Annotated in this window: 16 protein-coding genes and 3 pseudogenes; 11 read left to right on the forward strand and 8 right to left on the reverse strand. The window is 71.7% G+C overall.

The genetic code is table 11. The annotated features are described in order from the left end of the window. The first annotated feature begins 5 nt into the window (after nucleotides 1-5). The 3 genes from nuoL to nuoN are packed head-to-tail and all read left to right on the forward strand — an operon-like array spanning nucleotide 6 to nucleotide 5,204. Nucleotides 6-1,946, forward strand: coding sequence for an NADH-quinone oxidoreductase subunit L (nuoL, locus tag ACFY7H_RS27795; protein WP_388943254.1), 1,941 nt, complete (start codon nucleotides 6-8; stop codon nucleotides 1,944-1,946). Nucleotide 1,947: 1 nt separating this feature from the next. Then, entirely contained in the window at nucleotides 1,948-3,561 is a 1,614-nt protein-coding gene (locus ACFY7H_RS27800) for an NADH-quinone oxidoreductase subunit M (protein ID WP_388943258.1), read from the forward strand. Continuing rightward, the gene (gene nuoN / locus ACFY7H_RS27805) at nucleotides 3,558-5,204 is read left to right on the forward strand and encodes an NADH-quinone oxidoreductase subunit NuoN (RefSeq protein ID WP_388943261.1); all 1,647 of its coding nucleotides are present in this window, start codon (nucleotides 3,558-3,560) and stop codon (nucleotides 5,202-5,204) included. Before ACFY7H_RS27800 ends, nuoN begins: the two co-directional genes overlap by 4 nt. A gap of 63 nt (nucleotides 5,205-5,267) precedes the next feature. On the opposite strand, the gene ACFY7H_RS27810 is transcribed toward nuoN, so the two are convergent. From ACFY7H_RS27810 to fahA, 3 genes are all read right to left on the reverse strand, one after another. Next, complete coding sequence (locus ACFY7H_RS27810; RefSeq protein WP_388943264.1) at nucleotides 5,268-5,891, reverse strand: hypothetical protein; 624 nt, start codon at nucleotides 5,889-5,891, stop codon at nucleotides 5,268-5,270. 103 nt (nucleotides 5,892-5,994) lie between these two features. Beyond that, nucleotides 5,995-6,567 (reverse strand): hypothetical protein, encoded by a 573-nt coding sequence (locus ACFY7H_RS27815; RefSeq protein WP_388943267.1) that lies wholly within the window; start codon nucleotides 6,565-6,567, stop codon nucleotides 5,995-5,997. Between the two features lie 158 nt (nucleotides 6,568-6,725). Then, nucleotides 6,726-7,952, reverse strand: a complete 1,227-nt coding sequence (fahA, locus tag ACFY7H_RS27820; RefSeq protein ID WP_388943270.1) for a fumarylacetoacetase — start codon at nucleotides 7,950-7,952, stop codon at nucleotides 6,726-6,728. A 206-nt stretch (nucleotides 7,953-8,158) separates the two neighbouring features. Here fahA and ACFY7H_RS27825 point away from each other — a divergent pair. The 3 genes and pseudogenes from ACFY7H_RS27825 to ACFY7H_RS27835 form a co-directional block, all read left to right on the forward strand. Next, nucleotides 8,159-8,233, forward strand: a pseudogene (locus tag ACFY7H_RS27825) (helix-turn-helix domain-containing protein); the annotation flags it as partial. 304 nt (nucleotides 8,234-8,537) lie between these two features. Further along, a pseudogene (locus tag ACFY7H_RS27830) lies at nucleotides 8,538-9,002 on the forward strand (RNA-guided endonuclease InsQ/TnpB family protein); the annotation flags it as partial. 324 nt (nucleotides 9,003-9,326) lie between these two features. After that, nucleotides 9,327-10,136, forward strand: coding sequence for an HAD family hydrolase (locus ACFY7H_RS27835; RefSeq protein WP_388943273.1), 810 nt, complete (start codon nucleotides 9,327-9,329; stop codon nucleotides 10,134-10,136). 6 nt (nucleotides 10,137-10,142) lie between these two features. Here the strand turns inward: ACFY7H_RS27835 and ACFY7H_RS27840 are convergent, their stop codons facing one another. After that, nucleotides 10,143-12,152, reverse strand: coding sequence for a CocE/NonD family hydrolase (locus ACFY7H_RS27840; protein ID WP_388943275.1), 2,010 nt, complete (start codon nucleotides 12,150-12,152; stop codon nucleotides 10,143-10,145). A 390-nt stretch (nucleotides 12,153-12,542) separates the two neighbouring features. On the opposite strand from ACFY7H_RS27840, the gene ACFY7H_RS27845 reads away from it, so the two are divergent. From ACFY7H_RS27845 to ACFY7H_RS27860, 4 genes are all read left to right on the forward strand, one after another. Continuing rightward, complete coding sequence (locus tag ACFY7H_RS27845) at nucleotides 12,543-13,553, forward strand: polyprenyl synthetase family protein (RefSeq protein WP_388943278.1); 1,011 nt, start codon at nucleotides 12,543-12,545, stop codon at nucleotides 13,551-13,553. A gap of 227 nt (nucleotides 13,554-13,780) precedes the next feature. Then, a complete protein-coding gene (locus ACFY7H_RS27850) occupies nucleotides 13,781-14,977 on the forward strand; it encodes an outer membrane lipoprotein carrier protein LolA (protein ID WP_388943281.1) in 1,197 nt (398 codons plus the stop codon). 96 nt (nucleotides 14,978-15,073) lie between these two features. Then, entirely contained in the window at nucleotides 15,074-15,277 is a 204-nt protein-coding gene (locus ACFY7H_RS27855) for a hypothetical protein (protein ID WP_361608417.1), read from the forward strand. After that, nucleotides 15,274-15,690, forward strand: a complete 417-nt coding sequence (locus ACFY7H_RS27860; RefSeq protein ID WP_388943284.1) for a hypothetical protein — start codon at nucleotides 15,274-15,276, stop codon at nucleotides 15,688-15,690. The genes ACFY7H_RS27855 and ACFY7H_RS27860 overlap by 4 nt, the downstream gene beginning before the upstream one ends. A 122-nt stretch (nucleotides 15,691-15,812) precedes the next feature. Here the strand turns inward: ACFY7H_RS27860 and ACFY7H_RS27865 are convergent, their stop codons facing one another. The 3 genes from ACFY7H_RS27865 to ACFY7H_RS27875 form a co-directional block, all read right to left on the reverse strand. Continuing rightward, nucleotides 15,813-17,129, reverse strand: a complete 1,317-nt coding sequence (locus tag ACFY7H_RS27865; protein ID WP_388943287.1) for a M28 family metallopeptidase — start codon at nucleotides 17,127-17,129, stop codon at nucleotides 15,813-15,815. 244 nt (nucleotides 17,130-17,373) lie between these two features. Continuing rightward, nucleotides 17,374-18,390, reverse strand: a complete 1,017-nt coding sequence (rarD, locus tag ACFY7H_RS27870; protein ID WP_388943289.1) for an EamA family transporter RarD — start codon at nucleotides 18,388-18,390, stop codon at nucleotides 17,374-17,376. 165 nt (nucleotides 18,391-18,555) lie between these two features. Further along, entirely contained in the window at nucleotides 18,556-19,410 is an 855-nt protein-coding gene (locus tag ACFY7H_RS27875) for an NAD(P)H-binding protein (RefSeq protein ID WP_388943292.1), read from the reverse strand. A 108-nt stretch (nucleotides 19,411-19,518) separates the two neighbouring features. On the opposite strand from ACFY7H_RS27875, the gene ACFY7H_RS27880 reads away from it, so the two are divergent. Further along, nucleotides 19,519-19,896 carry a winged helix-turn-helix transcriptional regulator gene (locus ACFY7H_RS27880; protein ID WP_388943295.1) on the forward strand — a complete coding sequence of 126 codons (378 nt, stop codon included), beginning with the start codon at nucleotides 19,519-19,521 and terminating at the stop codon, nucleotides 19,894-19,896. A 55-nt stretch (nucleotides 19,897-19,951) separates the two neighbouring features. On the opposite strand, the pseudogene ACFY7H_RS27885 reads toward ACFY7H_RS27880, so the two are convergent. Continuing rightward, nucleotides 19,952-20,284, reverse strand: a pseudogene (locus tag ACFY7H_RS27885) (2-oxoacid:ferredoxin oxidoreductase subunit beta); the annotation flags it as partial.

The raw sequence follows: 20,284 nt of genomic DNA on the forward strand, positions 1-20,284 counted from the left end.
TCACAGTGGAGAATCTGATTGCGCTGCTGGTGGCGGCGCCCCTGCTCGGAGCGGTGGTGCTGCTGTGCGGCGGCCGGCGCCTCGACAAGGCCGGCCACTGGATCGGCACCCTGCTCGCGGCCGTCTCCTTCGGGATCGGCGCCGTCCTGTTCGCCGGCATGCTGGGGCGCGGCGCCGAGGACCGGGCCCTGCACCAGCGGCTGTTCAGCTGGGTGCCGGTGGAGGGCTTCCAGGCGGACATCGCCTTCCAGCTGGACCAGCTGTCGATGACCTTCGTCCTCCTCATCTCCGGGGTGGGCACGCTCATCCACGTGTACTCGATCGGGTACATGGAGCACGACGAACGCCGCCGCCGCTTCTTCGGCTACCTCAACCTGTTCGTCGCGGCGATGCTGCTGCTCGTCCTCGCGGACAACTACCTCCTGCTCTACTTCGGCTGGGAGGGCGTCGGCCTCGCCTCGTACCTCCTGATCGGCTTCTGGCAGCACAAGCCCAGCGCGGCCACCGCCGCCAAGAAGGCCTTCCTGGTCAACCGGGTCGGCGACATCGGCCTGTCGATCGCCATCATGCTGATGTTCACCACCTTCGGGACCTTCGCCTTCGGGCCGGTGTTCGCCTCCGCCGGTGACGCCTCCGAGGGCATGCTGACAGCGATCGGCCTGATGCTGCTGCTCGCCGCCTGCGGCAAGTCGGCGCAGGTACCGCTGCAGTCCTGGCTCGGCGACGCGATGGAGGGCCCGACCCCGGTCTCGGCCCTGATCCACGCCGCCACCATGGTCACCGCCGGCGTCTACCTGATCGTCCGCTCCGCCGCGGTCTTCAACGGGGCGCCGGACGCACAGCTCGCCGTCACCGTCGTCGGCGCGGTCACGCTCCTCTTCGGTGCGATCGTCGGTTGCGCGAAGGACGACATCAAGAAGGCCCTCGCCGGGTCGACGATGTCGCAGATCGGCTACATGATCCTCGCCGCCGGCCTCGGCCCGGTCGGCTACGTCTTCGCGATCATGCACCTGGTGACGCACGGCTTCTTCAAGGCCGGCCTCTTCCTCGGTGCCGGTTCCGTCATGCACGGCATGAACGACGAGGTCGACATGCGCAAGTACGGCGGCCTGCGGAAGTACATGCCGGTCACCTTCGCCACCTTCGGCCTCGGCTACCTCGCCATCATCGGCTTCCCGGGCCTGTCCGGCTTCTTCTCCAAGGACAGGATCATCGAGGCCGCCTTCGCGAAGGGCGGCACCGAGGGCTGGATCCTGGGCGGAGTGGCCCTGCTGGGCGCCGCCATCACCGCCTTCTACATGACCCGCGTCATGCTCCTCACCTTCTTCGGCGAGAAGCGCTGGCAGCCCGCCCCCGACGCCGACCGGGCGCCGAGCGCCGAGCCGGCCGCCGAGCACCACGCGGGACAGCTTCCCCACCCGCACGAATCCCCGAAGTCCATGACCGTCCCCATGATCGTGCTGGCCTTCGGCTCGGTCTTCGCGGGCGGCTTCTTCGGGATCGGCGACCGCTTCCTGAACTGGCTGGAGCCGGTCACCGGGCACGAGCACGGGCACCCGCCCGTCAGCGCCCTGACGGTCACCCTCGCCACGATGGCGGTCCTCGCCGTCGGAGTCGCCATCGCCTGGGCCATGTACGGCCGCAGGCCCGTCCCCGTGGTCGCGCCCCGGGGCAGCTGGCTCACCCGGGCGGCCCGCCGCGACCTCCTCCAGGACGACTTCAACCACGTCGTCCTGGTCCGCGGCGGGGAGCACCTGACCCGCTCCCTCGTGTACCTCGACCACAGCGTGGTCGACGGAGTGGTCAACGGCACGGCCGCCTCGGTCGGCGGCCTCTCGGGCCGGCTGCGCAAGCTCCAGAACGGCTACGCCCGCAGCTACGCGGTCTCGATGTTCGGGGGCACGGCGATCCTGATCGCCGCGACCCTGCTGATGAGGGCGGTGTGAAATGAGTTTCCCGCTTCTGACGGTGACGGCCGCGGTCCCCGCGGCCGGCGCGATCCTGACGGCGGCCGTCCCGGCCGCCCGCAGGACCGTCGCCAAGTGGCTCGCGCTGCTCTTCTCGCTGGCCACGCTGGCCCTGGCCGTCATGGTCGCGGTCCGCTTCGAGCCCGGTGGCGCCCGCTACCAGCTCACCGAGTCCCACGCCTGGATCGCCGACTTCGGCGTCCGCTACGACCTGGGCGTCGACGGCATCGGCGTGGCGCTCATCGCGCTCACCGCCGTTCTGATGCCGTTCATCATTCTGGCCGGGTGGCACGACGCCGACCCGTTGGAGACCAAGAGTCAGCGCTGGCGGCCGACCCAGGGCTTCTTCGCGCTGATCCTGCTGGTCGAGGCGATGGTGATCATCTCCTTCGAGGCCACCGACGTCTTCCTCTTCTACATCTTCTTCGAAGCCATGCTGATCCCGATGTACTTCCTCATCGGCGGCTTCGGGGACCGCGCCACTTCCTCTCGATCAGCCGCTGCCGCGGCGGGCGGCTCCGACGAGAACGCGGCCGCGCAGCGCTCGTACGCGGCGGTCAAGTTCCTCCTCTACAACCTGGCCGGCGGTCTGATCATGCTGGCCGCCGTCATCGGGCTGTACGTGGTCGCGGGCAGCTTCTCCCTCCCGGAGATCGCCGCCGCCCGCGCCGCGGGCACCCTGGAGATGGCGACCGACACCGAACGGCTGCTCTTCCTCGGCTTCTTCCTCGCCTTCGCCGTGAAGGCCCCGCTGTGGCCGCTGCACACCTGGCTGCCCAACGCGATGGGCGAGGCCACCGCCCCGGTCGCCGTCCTCATCACCGCGATCGTCGACAAGGTCGGCACCTTCGCGATGCTCCGCTTCTGCCTCGGGCTCTTCCCCGAGGCCAGCAAGTGGGCCACCCCGGTGATCCTCGTCCTGGCCCTCGTCAGCATCGTCTACGGCGCGCTGCTCGCGGTGGGCCAGCGGGACATCAAGCGGCTGATCGCCTACGCCTCGATCTCCCACTTCGGTTTCATCGTCCTGGGCATCTTCGCGATGACCTCCCAGGGCCAGTCGGGCGCCACGCTCTACATGGTCAACCACGGGATCTCCACGGCGGCGCTGATGCTGGTCGCCGGCTTCCTGATCTCCCGGCGCGGCTCGCGGCTGATCGCCGACTACGGCGGCGTGCAGAAGGTGGCCCCGGTCCTCGCCGGAACCTTCCTGGTCGGCGGCCTCGCCACCCTGTCCCTGCCGGGCCTCGCACCCTTCGTCAGCGAGTTCCTCGTCCTCGTCGGCACCTTCGCCCGGTACCCCGTCGTCGGCATCATCGCCACCGTCGGGATCGTGCTGGCCGCGCTGTACACGCTGGTGCTCTACCAGCGCACCATGACCGGCCCCGTGAAGGAGGAGGTCCGCACCATGCCGGACCTGCGCGCCCGGGAACTGCTCGTCATCGCCCCCCTGATCGCGCTGCTGATCGGACTGGGCGTCTACCCGAAGGTGCTGACGGACATCGTCAACCCGGCGGTGGAGCACACCATGTCGGACGTGAAGCTGACGGACCCGAAGCCCGAGCTGTCCATCCAGAACGTGGAGGCGGCCAAGTGATCGCTGCCCAGAGCCTGCTGACGCTGGCGGCCGACGGACCGGCCGACCGCATCCCGGCCCCGCACATCGAGTACGCACAGCTCGCGCCCACGCTCATCGTGGTGGGCGCGGCCGTCCTCGGAGTCCTCGTCGAGGCCTTCGTACCGCGCAAGTCCCGCTACTACGTCCAGGTGTTCCTCGCCGTCGCCGCGCTGGCCTCGGCCTTCGCGGCGGTCGTCGGCCTCGCGGCCGGCGGGTACGGCGGCACCAAGGCGCAGATCGCGGCCATGGGCGCCATCGCCGTCGACGGCCCGGCGCTCTTCCTCCAGGGCACCATCCTGCTGGCCTCGATCGTGGCCGTGTTCACCTTCGCCGAGCGCCGCCTCGACCCGAAGGCGCACGGCAGGCGGGTGGACTCCTTCGCCGCACAGGGCGCGTCCGTCCCGGGCAGCGACAGCGAGAAGGCCGCCGTCAAGGCGGGCTTCACCACCACCGAGGTCTTCCCGCTGGCCCTGTTCGCGGTCTCCGGCATGCTGATCTTCCCCGCCGCGAACGACCTGCTGACGCTGTTCATCGCACTGGAGGTCTTCTCCCTCCCGCTGTACCTGCTCTGCGCCCTCGCCCGCCGCCAGCGGCTGATGTCGCAGGAGGCGGCGGTCAAGTACTTCCTCCTCGGCGCCTTCTCGTCGGCCTTCCTCCTCTTCGGCATCGCGCTGCTCTACGGGTACGCGGGATCCGTCTCCTACGCGGTGATCGCCGACGTGGTGGACGGCACCGTCGCCCGGATCGACCCGGCCCTGGCCTCCACCATGGGCAACGACGCGCTGCTGCTCATCGGCGGCGCGCTGATCCTGATGGGCCTGCTGTTCAAGGTCGGCGCGGTCCCCTTCCACATGTGGACCCCGGACGTCTACCAGGGCGCCCCGACCCCGGTCACCGGCTTCATGGCGGCGGCGACCAAGGTGGCCGCCTTCGGCGCGCTGCTGCGGCTGCTGTACGTGGTCCTGCCCGGCCTGCGGTGGGACTGGCGGCCGGTGATGTGGGGCGTCGCCATCGTCACGATGCTCGCGGGCGCGGTGATCGCCGTGACCCAGACCGATGTGAAGCGGCTCCTGGCGTACTCCTCGATCGCGCACGCCGGGTTCATCCTGGCCGGTGTGATCGCCACGTCGGAGGAGGGCGTCAAGTCCGTCCTGTTCTACCTGGCCGCCTACTCCTTCGTGACCATCGGCGCCTTCGCGGTGGTCACCCTGGTCCGCGACGCGGGCGGCGAGGCGACGCACCTGTCGAAGTGGGCGGGCCTGGGGCGGCGTTCGCCGCTGACGGCGGCCGTCTTCGCGGTGTTCCTGCTGGCCTTCGCCGGTATCCCGCTGACATCCGGCTTCGCCGGGAAGTTCGCGGTGTTCAAGGCGGCCGCGGAGGGTGGCGCCGGGGCGCTGGTGGTCGTCGGTGTGGTCTCGTCGGCGATCGCCGCGTTCTTCTACATCCGGGTCATCGTGCTGATGTTCTTCAGCGAGCCGAAGGCCGACGGCCCGACGGTCGCCGTCCCCTCGCCGCTGACGATGACCACCATCGCGGTGGGCGTCGCGGTCACCCTGGTCCTGGGCCTGGCCCCGCAGTACTTCCTGGACCTCGCGGGACAGGCGAGCACCTTCGTACGCTGACCCGGTACCGCGGACAGCAGGGCCCGGCCCCCTCGGGGGCCGGGCCCTGCGCCGTTCCGGTGCCTAGTGCCCGTGGCCGTGACCGGGGGCCGGCGGGGTGGTTCCCGTGGCGGGCTTCTTCGGGGGGCAGCTCAGGCCGGGGTTCCAGTTGTGGAAGCGGCCGGCGGGGTTCTTCTCGTACGCCCACATGTGGAGGTCGTAGTGCTTGGGCATGCCCGGCCAGTGGCCGGGCATGGGGCCGTCGAAGGGGAGCCCGAACATGCGGGGCCGGTCGTCGGTGGTCTTGAGGTCCTGGTCCCGGTCGGTGGACATCCACTCCACCGTCTGGAGCTTGCGGCGCCCGTGCCGGTCCTTCTCGGTGCTGTAGAGGAGCGCGGTCGGCCTGGCGGGGTCCGTGGAGCCCCAGTTGGCCTGCTTGACGTAGTGGTAGCCCATGGTGCCGACACCGAACGGGTTGGTCATGCACTCCTGGCCGTGCGGGACGTAGCCGTCCCTGAGGGCCGCCCGCTCGTCCACGTACTTCGCGGTCGCCGCGATCGCCGTGGCCATGTCGCGCATCGCCTGCTTGTCGCGGGGGTCGGGCGCGGGCCCTTCGACCGCCTGGGCCGGGGGGAGGGCGGCGAGGAACAGCGACGCCGCGGCGGCGGAGGCGGCGAACAGGGCCTTGGCGGTGCGCGGTAGGGGCATGGGAGCTCCTGGTGGTCGGGGGTCCCGGAGGGCTTTCGTCCACCATCGCGGGGAGGCGGGGGCCGCGCACGCGGCGGGCCCCCGAACGGGGGGCGGCGCGGAGCTAAGGGGTGGCGGCGGGTACGGCGGGGCGGGGGCGGGTGGTGCCGGGCCGGCAGACGACCGACGGGTTGAAGGGCTCGAACCGCCCCGAGGGGTTCTTCTTCCACAGCCACAGGTGCAGCGAGTAGTGCACCTTCTGGCCCGCGTACCGGGCGGGGAGCGGGCCGCGGAAGGGCTGCCCGAACAGGGCGGGGCGGTCGTCGTCGGTGTCCATGCGGCCGTCGCGGTCCACGACCATCCATTCGAGGCCGGCGAGCCGCCAGCGCCCCGCGCCATCGCTCTCGTAGAGCAGGGCCGTGGGCTTCGCGGGGTCGGTGGAGCCGTCGTAGGCGTGGTTGAAGTGCGGGTAGCCGAGGGCCCCGCCGCCTTCGCCCGGGTTGACGACGCAGTACCGGTCGGGGACGTAGCCGGCGGCGACGGCCTTCCGATGGTCGTGGTACTTGGCGGTGGCCCGGTAGGTCGCGGCCAGTTGGGCGTTGGGCGTCGCCGTGGGGGCGGCGGGGGCGGCGCCGAGCGTGAGGGAGGCGGTGGCCGCGAGGGCCAGGGGGGCGAGCTTTGCGGTGCGAGAGGCCATGCGAGCAGCGTCACCGCGGCTCCCGGCCCCCGCCACCCGGGCGGTGCGGGCGGAGTAGGCGCGCCGGGGCGGTACGCCCGACCGGCGGCGGGGCGGCGGGGCGGCGGGGCGGCGGGGCGGCTGGGGCGGCGGGGGAGGCCCGCCGCCCCTCGTGCGTCCTACCGGGCGGCGGTGATGCGGCCGGTGACCTCGCCGAGGCCGACGCGGGTGCCGTCGGCGCCGGGGGCCCACGCGGTGAGGGTGACGGTGTCGCCGTCCTCCAGGAAGGTGCGCTTGCCGTCGGCGAGCTCGACGGCGTCGCGGCCGTTCCAGGTGAGCTCCAGCAGCGAGCCCCGCTGGTCGGGCTCCGGGCCGCTGACCGTGCCGGAGCCGTACACGTCGCCGGTGCGCAGCGAGGCGCCGTTGACGGTCATGTGGGCCAGCTGCTGGGCGGCCGTCCAGTACATCGAGGCGAACGGCGGCCGGGCGACCTCCTGCCCGTTGATGGAGACGCTGATGCGCAGGTCGAAGCCGCCGGGGCGGTCGACGCCGGCGTCGTCGAGGTAGGGCAGCAGCGGGAAGTCCCGGGCGGGCGGGGCGACCCGGGCCGTGTCCAGGGCCTCCAGGGGGGTCACCCAGGCGGAGACGGAGGTGGCGAACGACTTGCCGAGGAACGGGCCGAGCGGCACGTACTCCCAGGCCTGGATGTCGCGCGCGGACCAGTCGTTGAGGAGGAACAGCCCGAAGACGTGCTCCTCGAAGTCGCCGAGCGCGACCGGACGGCCCATTTCCGAGGGGGTGCCGACGACGAAGCCGACCTCGGCCTCGATGTCGAGCTTCACGGACGGCCCGAAGACCGGCGCCGGGTCGGCGGGTGCCTTGCGCTGCCCCGACGGCCGCACCACATCGGTGCCGGAGACCACGATCGTGCCGGACCGGCCGTGGTAACCGATGGGCAGGTGCTTCCAGTTGGGGGTGAGCGCGTCCCCGTCCGGGCGGAAGATCCGTCCGACGTTGGTGGCGTGGTGCTCGCTCGCGTAGAAGTCGACGTAGTCGGCGACCTCGTACGGCAGGTGCAGGGTGACCGCGTCCAGCGGCAGCAGGTGCGGCTCGACCGTCCCGCGGTGCCCGGGGTCGGTGACCCACGCGGTCAGCGCGCGGCGCACGTCGCGCCAGGCGGTGCGGCCGGCGGCCAGCAGCGGGTTGAGCGAACCCTGGGCGAGCAGCCCGGCGTACGGGGACCCGAGGGCGACGGCCACCGCCCCCGCGTCGAGCACGTACCCGCCGAGGCGCACGCCGACGCGGCGGCGCTCCGGCTCCGCCGGGGTGGAGAACACGCCGTAGGGGAGGTTGTGCGGCCCGAACGGGTCGCCCTCGGGGACGTCGAGGGGGCTCTGCTGGGGCATGGGGTGCTGCCTCGCTTTCGAGGGGGGCCGGGGGTGTCCCGGTAGACACGGTGCGGGACACGCTACCCAGGATCCCGAGTGAAAGCTCGGGTGCTCGATCGGAGATGAAACACACGTGGGAAGACGAAAACGGGCAGATGTTGTTGCTTCAGGTCACATCGTGTCATTTCGCACGGGTTGGTGGCTGCGGGTCGTACGGTCCGTCCATGCGGTTGTGCTACCACTACCGGGTCTACCCGAATGCCGTCCAGCGGCAGGCGCTGGCGCAGGCCTTCGGGTGTGCGCGTGTGGTCTGGAATGACGCGCTGAGCATCCGCCAGGGCGCCTACAGGCAGGGCAGGCCTGTCCCGTCGATCGTCGAGCTGGCCAGGCTGGTGATTACGGAGGCGAAGAAGACCGAGGCGCGTTCCTGGCTCGGCGAGGTATCGGCGGTCGTACTCCAATCGTCCCTGCGGGACCTGGGGACCGCGTACGGCAACTTCTTCGCGTCGAAGAAGGGCACTCGCAAGGGCCCCAAGATCGGACCGCCCCGCTTACAAGAAGAAGGCCAGTCGCCAGGCTGTCAGGTTCACGAAGGCGGCTCGCCTCTCCATCACCGAGGACGGCGCACTCCGGCTTCCGAAGATCGGCGATGTACCGGTTCGCCGGTCCCGCGAACTTCCCTCCGCCCCGTCGTCAGTCACGATCGTCAGGGACGCGTCCGGGCAGTTCTTCACCTCTTTCGTGGTCGAGGCCGACGCCGAGCCGCTTCCCGAGCTGGACTGGGAAGAGACCGACACCGGGATCGACCTGGGCTTGTCCTCCTACGCCGTGCTGCGCGACCGGAAGATCGCCTCCCCGAAGTTCTTCCGCCGCCAGGAGAAGAAACTCCGCCGTACTCAGCGCAAGCTCAGCAGGTGCCAGAAGGGATCGAACAACCGGCGCAAAGCAAAGCTGGCCGTAACCAGGATCCATGCCCGCATCGCCGACCGGCGACGCGACCCTTGGGTGTGCTCGCCCGCACCCTCGAAGCCAAGTGTGCACGGTACGGGCGCGGCTTCGTCAAGGTGAGCAGGTGGTTCCCTTCCACCCAACTGTGCTCGCGGTGCGGTGCGCGCACTGGGTGTGCGACTGCGGCGCCACTCACGACAGGGACGGCAACGCCGAGATCAACCTCCGCGCCGAAGGGCGCCAACTCCTCGCGGCCGGGCGGGCCGAGAGGTAAAACGCCTGTGGAATCCGTGTAAGACCCGGCAAGCCGGGCTATGGGTGATGAAGCAGGAACCACCCGAAGGCCGCCGCTCAATAAGGGGGGTCAGGCGGGAATCCTCCACCTTCAGGTGGCGAAGACGCCAATTGTAGGACTTGTCCATTGGGGTCCGTATCCTTGGCGGGGTGACTTCCGCCCTGCCCTATTCCTTGATCGCCACCGACCTGGACGGGACTCTGCTGCGCGCCGGTGACACCGTCTCCGCCCGCTCCTGCACGGCGCTCGCGACGGCGCGCGCGGCCGGTGCCCGGCACATCGTCGTCACCGGCCGCCCCGTTCCACAGATCCGGCACGTCCTCGACGACCTCGGCTACACGGGGCTCGCGGTGTGCGGGCAGGGTGCGCAGGTGTACGACGCGGCGCGCGGAATCCTGCTGCACTCCGTCGCGATGGACCGGGGCCTGGCCGAGGTGGCCCTCGGCAAGATCGAGGCGGAGATCGGCGAGGTGTACGTGGCCGTCAACCAGGAGGGGCTGGACGCGGAGATGCTGGTGGGGCCGGGCTACCGGATGCCGCACCCGCACCTCCCGATGGTGCGGGTGCGCGGGCGGGGCGAGCTGTGGTCGTCGCCGATCAACAAGGTGCTGCTCCAGCATCCCCGGCTGGACGACGACGAACTGACGCGGGTGGCGCGGTCGGTGGTCGGTGACCTAGTGAACGTCACGATGGCGGGGGAGCACACGGTGGAACTCCAGCCGCCGGGCGTCGACAAGGCCAGTGGGCTCGCGCGGGCGGCGTCGGTGCTGGAGGCCGCGGCGGAGTCGACGATCGCCTTCGGCGACATGCCGAACGACATCCCGATGTTCGCGTGGGCCGCGCACGGGGTGGCGATGGCGAACGCCCACCGGGAGCTGGTGGCCGTCGCCGACGAGGTGACCCTGTCGAACGAGGCGGACGGCATCGCGGTGGTGCTGGAGCGGCTGTTCCGCTCGTGACGCGGCTCAGCCCGCCGCGCGCGGCAGGCGGCGTTCCCACGTGCGGTGGAAGACGACCTCCTCGCCCTCACGGCAGACGACCTCGTCGGACGTGAGGAAGCCGCCCTCGTCGCACGAGATCTCCGACCGGGTCTCCACCCGTGCGTCCCACCCGTCCTCCGGGCGGTGCAACCGGATCCGCCAGTCCGAGCGGGTGCGGGCGGACAGCGCGTCGGCCTGCTGGATCTCGTACACCTCCGTCGCCTCCTCCTCGTACTCCAGCCCGTCCGGGTACACCCGCGTCCCCCCGTGCCGGGGGTCCACCTCCAGCCGCCACACCCCGCGCGCGACGTCGCGTACGACCACCCGCTCGGGGCGCGGCGCGTCCAGCGTCTCCGGGTGGACCACCCCCAGTGGCTCGGCCTGTTCCGGCGGCTCGAAGGCGATGCCCGCGTCCAGGGAGGAGGCGGCGCGGACCGGGAGTTCCAGCGTGCTGCCCGCGGGGTCCAGGGTCCAGCCCGCCTCCGAGCCGGCCCGCGGCCAGATCCACGGCCAGTACGCGGAGGACACCGCGAGCCGGATCCGGTGCCCCGGCGGGAAGGAATGGCCGATGCCGTTGAGCGCGAAGGTGACGTCCTCGTACGCGCCCGCCCGCCACGGCGCCGCCCGGTCCGGCCCGTACCGCGCCGACAGGTTCAGCGCCCCTCGCGTGACCAGCGTCGACGCCCCGTCGGGGGCGACGTCGCACAGCCGCGCCACGACCTGTCCGTACGGGACGTCCATCCGCAGCCGCAGCGTCACCGACGGCCGCCCCAGGACCTCCACCGGCTCGCCCGTGTCCACGGGCACGGGGAACTCGAAGCAGGCCGACTTCGCGTCCTCCTCCCGCTGGTCCGGCGGCAGGTCGCCGTCGTCGCCGACGGGGCGGTAGCGCCCGGCGTCGAGTCCGGTGTGCTGCGGCGAGGCCACCGTGACCGGCGGGCCCTGGAGCCCGTACGAGACGGGCACGACCGAGGGCGACGGCCACGCCTTCTCGCCGGCCCAGCGGCCCGGCAGCCGGTCGTACACGGTGGCCGGCGGGTGCGAGCCGCTGATCCACGCGCGCAGCAGCGGTTCGTCCATCACCCCGTTGTCGGTGCCCTTCAGCCAGTGGTCCCACCAGCGCAGGGTCTCCTGGAGGAAGCCGATGGCCGGTCCCGGCGGCAGCTCCCGGTCCGGGTACTGGTGCGACCAGGGCCCGATCAGGCCCCGCACCCGGGAGGCGGGCAGGTGGGAGACCAGCCGCAGCACCGCGTCCCGGTGGGGGTCGTGCCAGCCGCCCACGGCGAGGACCGCCGCGCCGATCGCCGCGTACTCCTCGCGGACGCCGCCGTGGCGCCAGTAGGCGTCGCGGGTCTGGTGCGAGAGCCAGGTGTGGACCGGCGGTTCCACGCCCTCCAGCCGGTCCAGCCACTGCTCCCGCCAGCCGTCGCCGGCATGGCGCGGGTCGGGCGGGCGGGCGGCGAGGGCCAGCGCCATGGCGGACCGGGCGTGCATGCCCGCGGCCAGTACCGACCCGCCCGTGTAGCAGGAGTCGTTGTCGTAGGGGTCGTCCGTCGAGCAGACGGTGACGACGGCCTTCAGCGCCTCCGGCGCCAGGGCGGCGATCCGCAGGGCGTCGCGGCCGCCCCGGGAGATGCCGGTCATCCCCACCGCTCCCGTGCACCACGGCCGCGCGGCCAGCCACTCCACCACCGCGGCCCCGTCGGCGATTTCGAGCGCGTCGTGCGCGCCGCCGGGGCGGCCCCCGCTGCACCCGTGGCCGCGTACGTCCACCCGGACGGAGGCGTAGCCGTGCCCGGCGTACCAGGGGTGGCGCTGGCGGTCGCGGGGCGCGGTGCAGTCGGTCAGCCGGTCGGGGAGGTACTCCAGCAAGGCGGGTACGGGTTCGTCCGTCACGGGGCGCCAGACGCGGGCGTGGAGCCCGACCCCGTCCGGCATCGGGATCCGGACATCCTCGTGGGCGGTGGCGTACGGGAAGTCGGTACGGATGATCATCGGTTTTCCCTCACCGGCCCCTCGGCGGACGGGGCCGAACGGGCCGTCGTCAACCGGCCGATACGCGCCAGGGGGGTGGCGGGCGCGGCGGAACCGCGGCACCCGTCGGCGACCCGTCGGGCGGCCGTGGCCGGCGGGCCGGCGAAGGCCCCGGTGCTTCCGGCCCCGGGCCCGCCCCTATCGGTGACAGTTCTGGACAAAACATGTTCTCCGGTCGTTTCGGCTCTCACCGAACATACCGGGATGGATCGGACTGCGCGTGTGCGGCAACCGGACAGGCGCTCTCGGTGATCGAAAACGGACCGGATACGCTGGCTTGAGTGATGGCAGCGACACATCGACAATCCAGGTGATCGTCAGCGTGATCGTCAGCAGACAGGAGTACCCCTCGTGACCGTCGTCGGGCCGTTCGGACTGAGCGTGCGGGACCAGGCTCTTGAGACCGATGTCCAGGCCGGACTGGCCGCCGTCGAGGCGGGTCTGCTGGAGGCCACCAAGAGCGAAGTCCCCTTCATCACCGAGGCCGCGCAGCATCTGGTGCGCGCCGGGGGCAAGCGGTTCAGGCCGCTGCTGGTGATGCTGGCCTCCCGCTTCGGCGACCCCTACGCGCCCGGCATCGTGCCGTCCGCCGTGGTCGTGGAGCTCACCCACCTGGCGACGCTCTACCACGACGACGTCATGGACGAGGCGGACGTACGCCGTGGGGTGGAGAGCGCGAACGCCCGCTGGGGCAACTCCGTCGCGGTCCTGACGGGTGACTTCCTCTTCGCCCGCGCCTCGCACATCCTCGCGGACCTCGGGCCGGAGGCCGTGCGCATCCAGGCCGAGGCCTTCGAGCGGCTCGTCACGGGCCAGATCCTGGAGACGGCCGGTCCGCGCGACGGCCGCGACCCCGTCGCGCACTACCTGGACGTCATCGCCGGCAAGACCGGCTCGCTGATCGCCGTCTCCGGCCGCTTCGGCGCGCTCATGTCCGGCGCCGACGAGTCCGTCGTCGACATCCTGACCCAGTACGGCGAGCGCCTCGGCACCGCCTTCCAGCTCGCCGACGACGTCCTCGACATCGCCTCCGACTCGCACGAGTCCGGCAAGACCCCGGGCACCGACCTGCGCGAGGGCATCCCGACCCTGCCCGTGCTGCGGCTGCGCGAGACGGCCGCGCGGGACCGGCGCCCCGAGGACCTGGAGCTCGTGGCCCTGCTGGACGGGGACCTCACGGACGACGCCCGGCACGCCGAGGTCCTCTCCCGGCTGCGGGTGCACCCCGCGCTGGAGCAGGCCCGCCGCGACACCGTCCAGTACGCGGAGGACGCGCGCGCCACGCTCGCCCCGCTGCCGGAGTGCTTCGCGAAGTCGGCGCTGGAGGAGCTGTGCGACGCGGTGGTCCACCGCGCCGGCTGACCTCCGCCCCCCTCCGCGGCGGAAGGGCCCCCGCGCCCCGCGACCCCTACGGGTCGGGGTGCGGGGGCCCTTCCCGTGTCATCCCACGGTCGTACACGGAGTTGATTCCGGGGACTGACGCCCCGAGTCCGCCGATTTGGTCAGATGGAGACATCGAATCCCACCGGAACGGGTGAGTGCGGCGCCACGGGGGCCGCCGCCGTAGACACAGAGGGCAGGGCACTCAGATGGCAGCGAACACGAAGACCTCGCGCAAGGCCGCCCGGTACGCCGTACCGGTCGCCGTGGCGGGTGTCGCGGCGGCAACCGCCGCGATGGTCCCGGCCTTCGCCAACGCCGGGGGTCCCGACCTGCCCAAGGTGACGGCGCAGCAGCTGATCGAGAAGGTCGCGGCCTCCGACGCGCAGCAGCTCTCCGGCACCGCGAAGATCTCCACCGACCTCGGCCTCCCCCAGTTCGCCTCCGGCCTGCTGGGCGGCGGCGGGGTCGCGGGCGGCTCGGCCGACCCCGAGGAGAAGATCGCGCAGCTGGCCAACGGCACGCACACCTTCCGCGTCGCGGCCGACGGCCCCGACCGCCAGAAGCTGACCTTCCTGGACGGCAAGGACGAGTACACCCTCGTCCACAACGGCAAGGACGTCTGGGGATACGACTCCAAGTCCAACGAGGTCTTCCACGACAAGGACGGCCAGGACGCCGGCCCGGGCCACGGCAAGACCGCCGACCGCCTCCCGGCCTCGCCGCAGGAGCTGGCCCAGGAGGTCCTCAAGGCCGCCGGCCCCACCACCGACATCAGCGTGGGCGAGACGGCGCAGGTCGCCGGGCGCGACGCCTACCAGCTGGTCCTCACGCCCAAGCAGAGCGGCTCCACCGTCGGCTCGGTGCGGATCGCGGTCGATGCCCGCAACGGCGTACCGCTGCGCATCCAGCTGCTGTCCAGCCAGGGCGGCAAGCCGATCGTGGACGCGGGCTTCACCCAGGTGGACTTCGCCAAGCCGGCCGCGGACGCCTTCGCCTTCACCCCGCCGAAGGGCGCCAAGGTGACGGAGGGCGGCGCGCACGGCAAGGGGCAGAAGGAGGACAAGCCGCTCAAGGCGCTGGAATCCTTCCCCGGCCTCGGTGACCTGGCCGCCGGGGCGGACGGCAAGGGCGAGGTGAAGGTCCTCGGCGAGGGCTGGTCCACGGTGGCGCGGATCGACACGGGCGCCGGCCGGTCCCTCAAGGACCTGGAGAACGACAAGAACGCGCCGAAGGAGGCCAAGCAGTTCCTGAACTCCCTCGGCGACAAGGTCTCCGGGAAGTTCGGCGAGGGCCGGGTCTTCTCCACCCGCCTGGTCAACGCGCTGATCACGGACGACGGCAAGGTCTACGTCGGCGCGGTCACCAAGGACCAGCTCGTCAGGACGGCCGACTCCGCCAAGTAACCGCGGTACCGCCGGGGTGGCCGGGGACCTGTGTCCCCGGCCACCCTTGTGCCGTTCCCCTCCTCCGTGCAGCGCTGCCGCTGTACCGTGATGGACATGTCGAGACACGTCACCATCCGCCTGGACGAAGAGTTCCACGAACGCCTCAAGGCGCGCGCGGCGGCGCTGGGGACGACGGTCACCGCGCTCATCACCGAGGTCACGGAACGCGAACTCGACGAGGACCGCAAGACGTTCCTCACCGGCATAGAGGAGTTCGCCGACCACTGGGGCTACTTCCAGGAGCGGTTCGGCAATTGAAGATCACCATGGAGTGGGCCTGGACCGCGCTGGCCCACCATCTGCCGTCGGACCCCGCCGTGTGGGACCCCTCCGGGGTGGCCGCCGCAGTCGCCCGGCACCAGAACGACCTGGTCATGGTCCCGGAGCAGCCCGCCCCCGACACCGCCTGGCGGGCCGCGGCCTTCCTGCACACGCTCGCCGTCTGCCCCGCGCTGGAATCCCCGATGAACGAGTTCTACGCGGCCGCCGCGACCCGCTCGTACCTGCGGGTGGCCGGTGCGAAGCAGCTGCCCACGCCCGAGGAGCTCGGCGACCTGGTGGAGGCCGCGAAGCTGGGCCGCGCGGACGTGACCGCGGTCGCCCAGGAGCTGCGCGCCCGCATCCAGGAGCCCCTGTCCGCGTCGACGCGGCCGGCGTCGGAGGACGCGTAGCACCACCGGCGTCGCAGGACGCGCGGCGCCTGCGGTGTCCCGTCGCGGCGACGGGCCCCGGCGTGATCGCGTCGGATCACGCCGGGGCCGGGAGATCCGCAGCGGGCCCGGAAGGGGTGCCGTCAGAAGGTGATCTTCCAGCTGTTGATGTAGCCCACGTCCTGCGCGGCCACGTCCTTGACCTGGAGCTTCCACACGCCGTTGGCGACCTCGGCGGAGGCGTTCACCGTGTAGCTGGCGACCAGGTTGTCGGCGGAGTCCGAGCTGGAGTTCTTCAGCCGGTACGCCGTGCCGTCCGGGGCGATCAGGTCGATCACCAGGTCACCGCGGTAGGTGTGGACGATGTTCACGTCGACCTTGGTGGTGGCCGGCGCGTTGCCCGCCACGCCCGAGACCGTGATCGGCGAGGTCACCGCGGCGGCCGGGGAGTCCGGGATGGTCACGTCGGCGGTGTTCTCGAAGGACGGGCCCGGCGGGACCGGGGTGGCCGCGCCGAGGTTCCAGATCGCGTAGGCGATGGCGTCGGAGTTGCGGTCCAGGGCGGTGTCGTTGATGTTCGACGTGGTGTCGCAGGACGAGTGGTAGCAGCGGTCGAAGGCCTGGCCGGCGGTGCCGCCCCACTTCTGGGCCTGGGCCGAGGTCTTGGTGTTGCTGGCGCCCGTGAACAGACCGCCGACGGGTATCCCCGCGTTCTTGAAGGACGCGTGGTCGGAGCGGCCGTCGCCCTCGGTCTCGATCTCGGTGGGGACGCCGAGGCCCGTGAAGTAGTTCTTGAAGGTCTGCTCGATCGTCGGGTCGTCGTCGTAGACGAAGTAGCCCGGGTTCGGCGAGCCGATCATGTCGAAGTTCAGGTAGCCGGAGAACTTCGCCCGCTCCGTCGCCGGCAGGCTGTTGACGTAGTACTTCGAGCCGACCAGGCCCAGTTCCTCCGCGCCCCACCAGCCGAAGCGCAGGTGCTTCGTCGGCTGGAGGTTCGCGCGGGACACCGCGAGCGCGGCCTCCAGGACGGCCGCCGAGCCGGAGCCGTTGTCGTTGATGCCTGCGCCCGAGCTCACCGAGTCCAGGTGCGAGCCGGCCATGAGGACCGAGTTGGGGTCACCGCCCGGCCAGTCGGCGATCAGGTTGTAGCCGGTGGCGCCGCTGGAGGTGAAGGTCTGCAGGCTGGTGGTGAAGCCCGCCGCGTCCAGCTTGGCCTTCACGTAGTCGATCGAGGCCTTGTACCCGGCCCGGCCGTGGGCGCGGTTGCCGCCGTTGTTGGTGGCGATGGTCTGGAGCTGTGTCAGGTGCGCCTTGACGTTGGCCAGCGGGATGTCGGGCGGCGTCGGCGCCGCGGTCACGGCCGTGGGCGCGGCGAGCGCGGCGGGAGAGGTGGCGGCCAGCAGCCCCGCGACCGCGAGGGCGGTCGCGGCGGCAAGACGCCGGGAGACGGACAGGCTCATGTGGGGGCTCCGGGATTCCGTTGGGATGATCCGTTGGGGATGAGACGGAACGTGCGGGAATCGTGCAGGTGAGCATTGGTGCGTCAGTGCGAGCCTGATGTTCAGTGAGAGCGTGACTATCCGTCAAGACCACAATCCGGTCAGGGTAGTTCGGAAAACGGACGATCCCCGGTACGGATGTTCCGTACCGGGGACCGTGTGGTGTATCGGGGCGCGTGCAGCGGATGCGCGCACCCGCGCGCGGCTACGCGGGATCGCGGCTCGGAGCCGGTTCCGTTCCGGGCGGTACCGGAACCGGTCCGGCACCCCCTCCGGCCACGGCCGCGGCGACTGCTCCGGCCGCCGCCGCGACGGAGGCTTCGGCCAGCAGGGCCCGCGAGCGCCGGGCGGTCCGCAGCGCGTCCCAGGTCAGCAGCACCAGCGCGCCCCAGACCAGGGAGAAGCCGGCCCACCGCTCCGGCGGCATCGCCTCGTGGAAGTAGAGGACGCCGAGCCCGAACTGGAACACCGGAGCCAGGTACTGGAGCAGCCCCAGCGTGGAGAGCGGCACCCGGATCGCGGCCGCCCCGAAGCAGACCAGCGGGATCGCCGTGACCAGCCCCGTCGCGGCGAGCAGCGCCGCATGTCCCAGCCCGTGTGAGGTGAAGGTGGACTGCCCCTGGACCCCCAGCCACAGCAGGTAGCCCAGGGCCGGCAGGAACTGCAGGGCCGTCTCGGCGGCCAGTGACTCCAGCCCGCCCATGTCGAGCTTCTTCTTGATCAGCCCGTAGGCGGCGAAGGAGAAGGCCAGCGTGAGCGAGATCCACGGCAGCCGGCCGTAGCCAACGGACAGCACCAGCACGGCGGCGAAGCCGATCCCCACGGCCGCCCACTGGGCCCGGCGCAGCCGCTCGCCCAGCACCAGGACGCCGATGGCGATGGTGACCAGCGGGTTGATGAAGTAGCCGAGGCTGGCCTCGACGACCTGGCCGTTGTTGACGGCCCAGATGTACAGGCCCCAGTTGACGCTGATCACGGCCGCCGCGAGGGCCGTCAGCCCGAGCTTGCGCGGTTGGCGGACGATCTCGGCGATCCACCCCCAGCGGCGCAGCGCGAGGAGCGCGATGCCGACCGCGGCCAGCGACCAGACCATGCGGTGGGCGAGGATCTCGATCGCCCCGGAGGGCTTGAGGAGGGGCCAGAAGAGGGGGACGAGCCCCCACATTCCGTATGCGCCGAATCCGTAGAGCAAACCCGTGCGCTGCTCGTTCTCCGCCTTCACGGGGCCTCCAGTGCAACTTCCAGCCAATCTCACAACCTCACGACCGTAGCGCCGCAGGGCGCTGCTGTCATGCCCGTTTCCACGAGATACTCATGACACCCGCCATGACATCCCCGGGGCGGACGGCCGGTGACCGGGCCGGGCGCGGGGCCGGACGGCCGGTGATCAGGCCAGGGCGGCGGTGATGGCCGCGGCCACCGGCGTCGTCGGCCGCCCGATCAGGCGCGACAGGTCGCCGCTCGTCCCGGCCAGCCGGCCGCGCGAGATCGCCGCGTCCACGTCCACGAGGATCGCCGCGAAGGGCTCGGGCACCCCGGCGCCGGTCAGCACGGTCAGGTGCGCGTCGGCCGGCACGGCGGCGTACGAGATCTCGCGGCCGGACTGCCGGGCCACCTCGCCGGCGTACTCGGCCAGGCTCCAGGCGGTGTCGCCCGACAGCTCGTAGACCTGGTTCAGGTGGCCCTCGCCGGTCAGTACCGCCGCCGCGGCGGCCGCGTAGTCCGCCCGCGCCGCCGAGGCGATCCGGCCCTCGCCCGCGCTGGCGACGACCGCACCGTGTTCCAGGACGGCGGGGAGCTGCGCGGTGTAGTTCTCGTGGTACCAGCCGTTGCGCAGGAAGGTGTACGGCAGCCCGGAGTCGAGGATCGCCTGCTCCGTGGCCCGGTGCTCGGCCGCCAGCTCGAAGTCGGCCTCGGGTCCGCCGAGGATGCCGGTGTAGGCCAGCTGGGCCACCCCGGCCGCCTTCGCGGCCGCGATCACGGCGGTGTGCTGCGGGATCCGCCGCCCGACCTCGCTGCCGGAGATCAGCAGGACCCGGTCGCCGGCCCGGAAGGCGCCGGCCAGCGCGGCCGGGTCGTCGTAGTCGGCGATCCGTACGTCGATGCCGCGCGCGGCCAGGTCGGCGGCCTTCTCGGCGCTGCGCACGACCACGGCCAGCTCGCCGGCGGGGACCCGCTCCAGCAGTTCTCCGACGACGAGGCGGCCGAGGGCTCCGGTGGCTCCGGTGACGACGATGCTCATGATGCGCTCCTGGTGCGGTGGGTTCCCCGCGTTCGTTCGCGGAGACAGCACCAGCGTATGGAGAGCGCTAACTATTCGTAAGTACCCACTTCAAAGTAAGGTACTGGTATGGACGTAAGTGTGCAGCCCGTGACAGTGAAGGCCCCCATGTGCCCGTCGCGGGGGATCCTGGAGCACGTGACCAGCCGCTGGGGCGTACTGGTCCTGGCCGCCCTGGTGGAGCGTTCCTACCGGTTCAGCGAGCTCCGCCGGGAGGTGGGAGGGGTCAGCGAGAAGATGCTCGCCCAGACCCTCCAGACGCTGGAGCGGGACGGTTTCGTACTGCGCCACGCGCACCCCGTGATCCCGCCGCACGTGGACTACTCCCTGACGGACCTCGGCCGGGAGGCCGCCGAGCAGGTGTGGGCACTGGCCCGCTGGACGGAACGCCGTACCGGCGAGGTGCAGGCGGCCCGGGCCGCTTACGACGAAGCCCGGACCCCGTAGCGGGATCCGGGCTGCCGGAGGCCGCCCGTGCGCCGTGCGCCGGGGCCCGTGCGCCCTAGCCGACCACCGTCCAGGTGTCGGAGCCGGCCAGCAGCGCCGCCAGGTCACCCTTGCCGTGCTGGTCGACGGCCGCCTCCAGCTGGTCGGCCATGAGGGAGTCGTAGACGGGGCGTTGGGTGCTGCGGAAGACGCCGATGGGGGTGTGGTGGAGGGTGTCGGGGTCGGCGAGGCGGGAGAGGGCGAAGGCGGTGGTGGGGGAGGTGGCGTGGGCGTCGTGGGTCAGGATCCGCGACTCGTTCTCCGCGGTGACGGTGACGGCCTGGAGGTCTCCGGTGGCGGGATCGCGGAGCACGCCCTTGGTGTTGTCGGTGCCGAAGCGGATGGGTTG

The sequence above is a fragment of the Streptomyces sp. NPDC012794 genome, from assembly GCF_042901085.1.
Classification (GTDB): domain Bacteria; phylum Actinomycetota; class Actinomycetes; order Streptomycetales; family Streptomycetaceae; genus Streptomyces.

Bases quoted from the DNA above. Each gene is read 5' to 3' on its own strand.
- ACFY7H_RS27815 (WP_388943267.1), bottom strand. From the start codon at position 6,567: ATGGCCTCTCGCACCGCAAAGCTCGCCCCCCTGGCCCTCGCGGCCACC.
- ACFY7H_RS27880 (WP_388943295.1), top strand. From the start codon at position 19,519: ATGGACGTAAGTGTGCAGCCCGTGACAGTGAAGGCCCCCATGTGCCCG.
- fahA (WP_388943270.1), bottom strand. From the start codon at position 7,952: ATGCCCCAGCAGAGCCCCCTCGACGTCCCCGAGGGCGACCCGTTCGGG.
- ACFY7H_RS27810 (WP_388943264.1), bottom strand. From the start codon at position 5,891: ATGCCCCTACCGCGCACCGCCAAGGCCCTGTTCGCCGCCTCCGCCGCC.
- ACFY7H_RS27875 (WP_388943292.1), bottom strand. From the start codon at position 19,410: ATGAGCATCGTCGTCACCGGAGCCACCGGAGCCCTCGGCCGCCTCGTC.
- ACFY7H_RS27850 (WP_388943281.1), top strand. From the start codon at position 13,781: ATGGCAGCGAACACGAAGACCTCGCGCAAGGCCGCCCGGTACGCCGTA.
- ACFY7H_RS27800 (WP_388943258.1), top strand. From the start codon at position 1,948: ATGAGTTTCCCGCTTCTGACGGTGACGGCCGCGGTCCCCGCGGCCGGC.
- ACFY7H_RS27865 (WP_388943287.1), bottom strand. From the start codon at position 17,129: ATGAGCCTGTCCGTCTCCCGGCGTCTTGCCGCCGCGACCGCCCTCGCG.
- ACFY7H_RS27840 (WP_388943275.1), bottom strand. From the start codon at position 12,152: ATGATCATCCGTACCGACTTCCCGTACGCCACCGCCCACGAGGATGTC.
- ACFY7H_RS27855 (WP_361608417.1), top strand. From the start codon at position 15,074: ATGTCGAGACACGTCACCATCCGCCTGGACGAAGAGTTCCACGAACGC.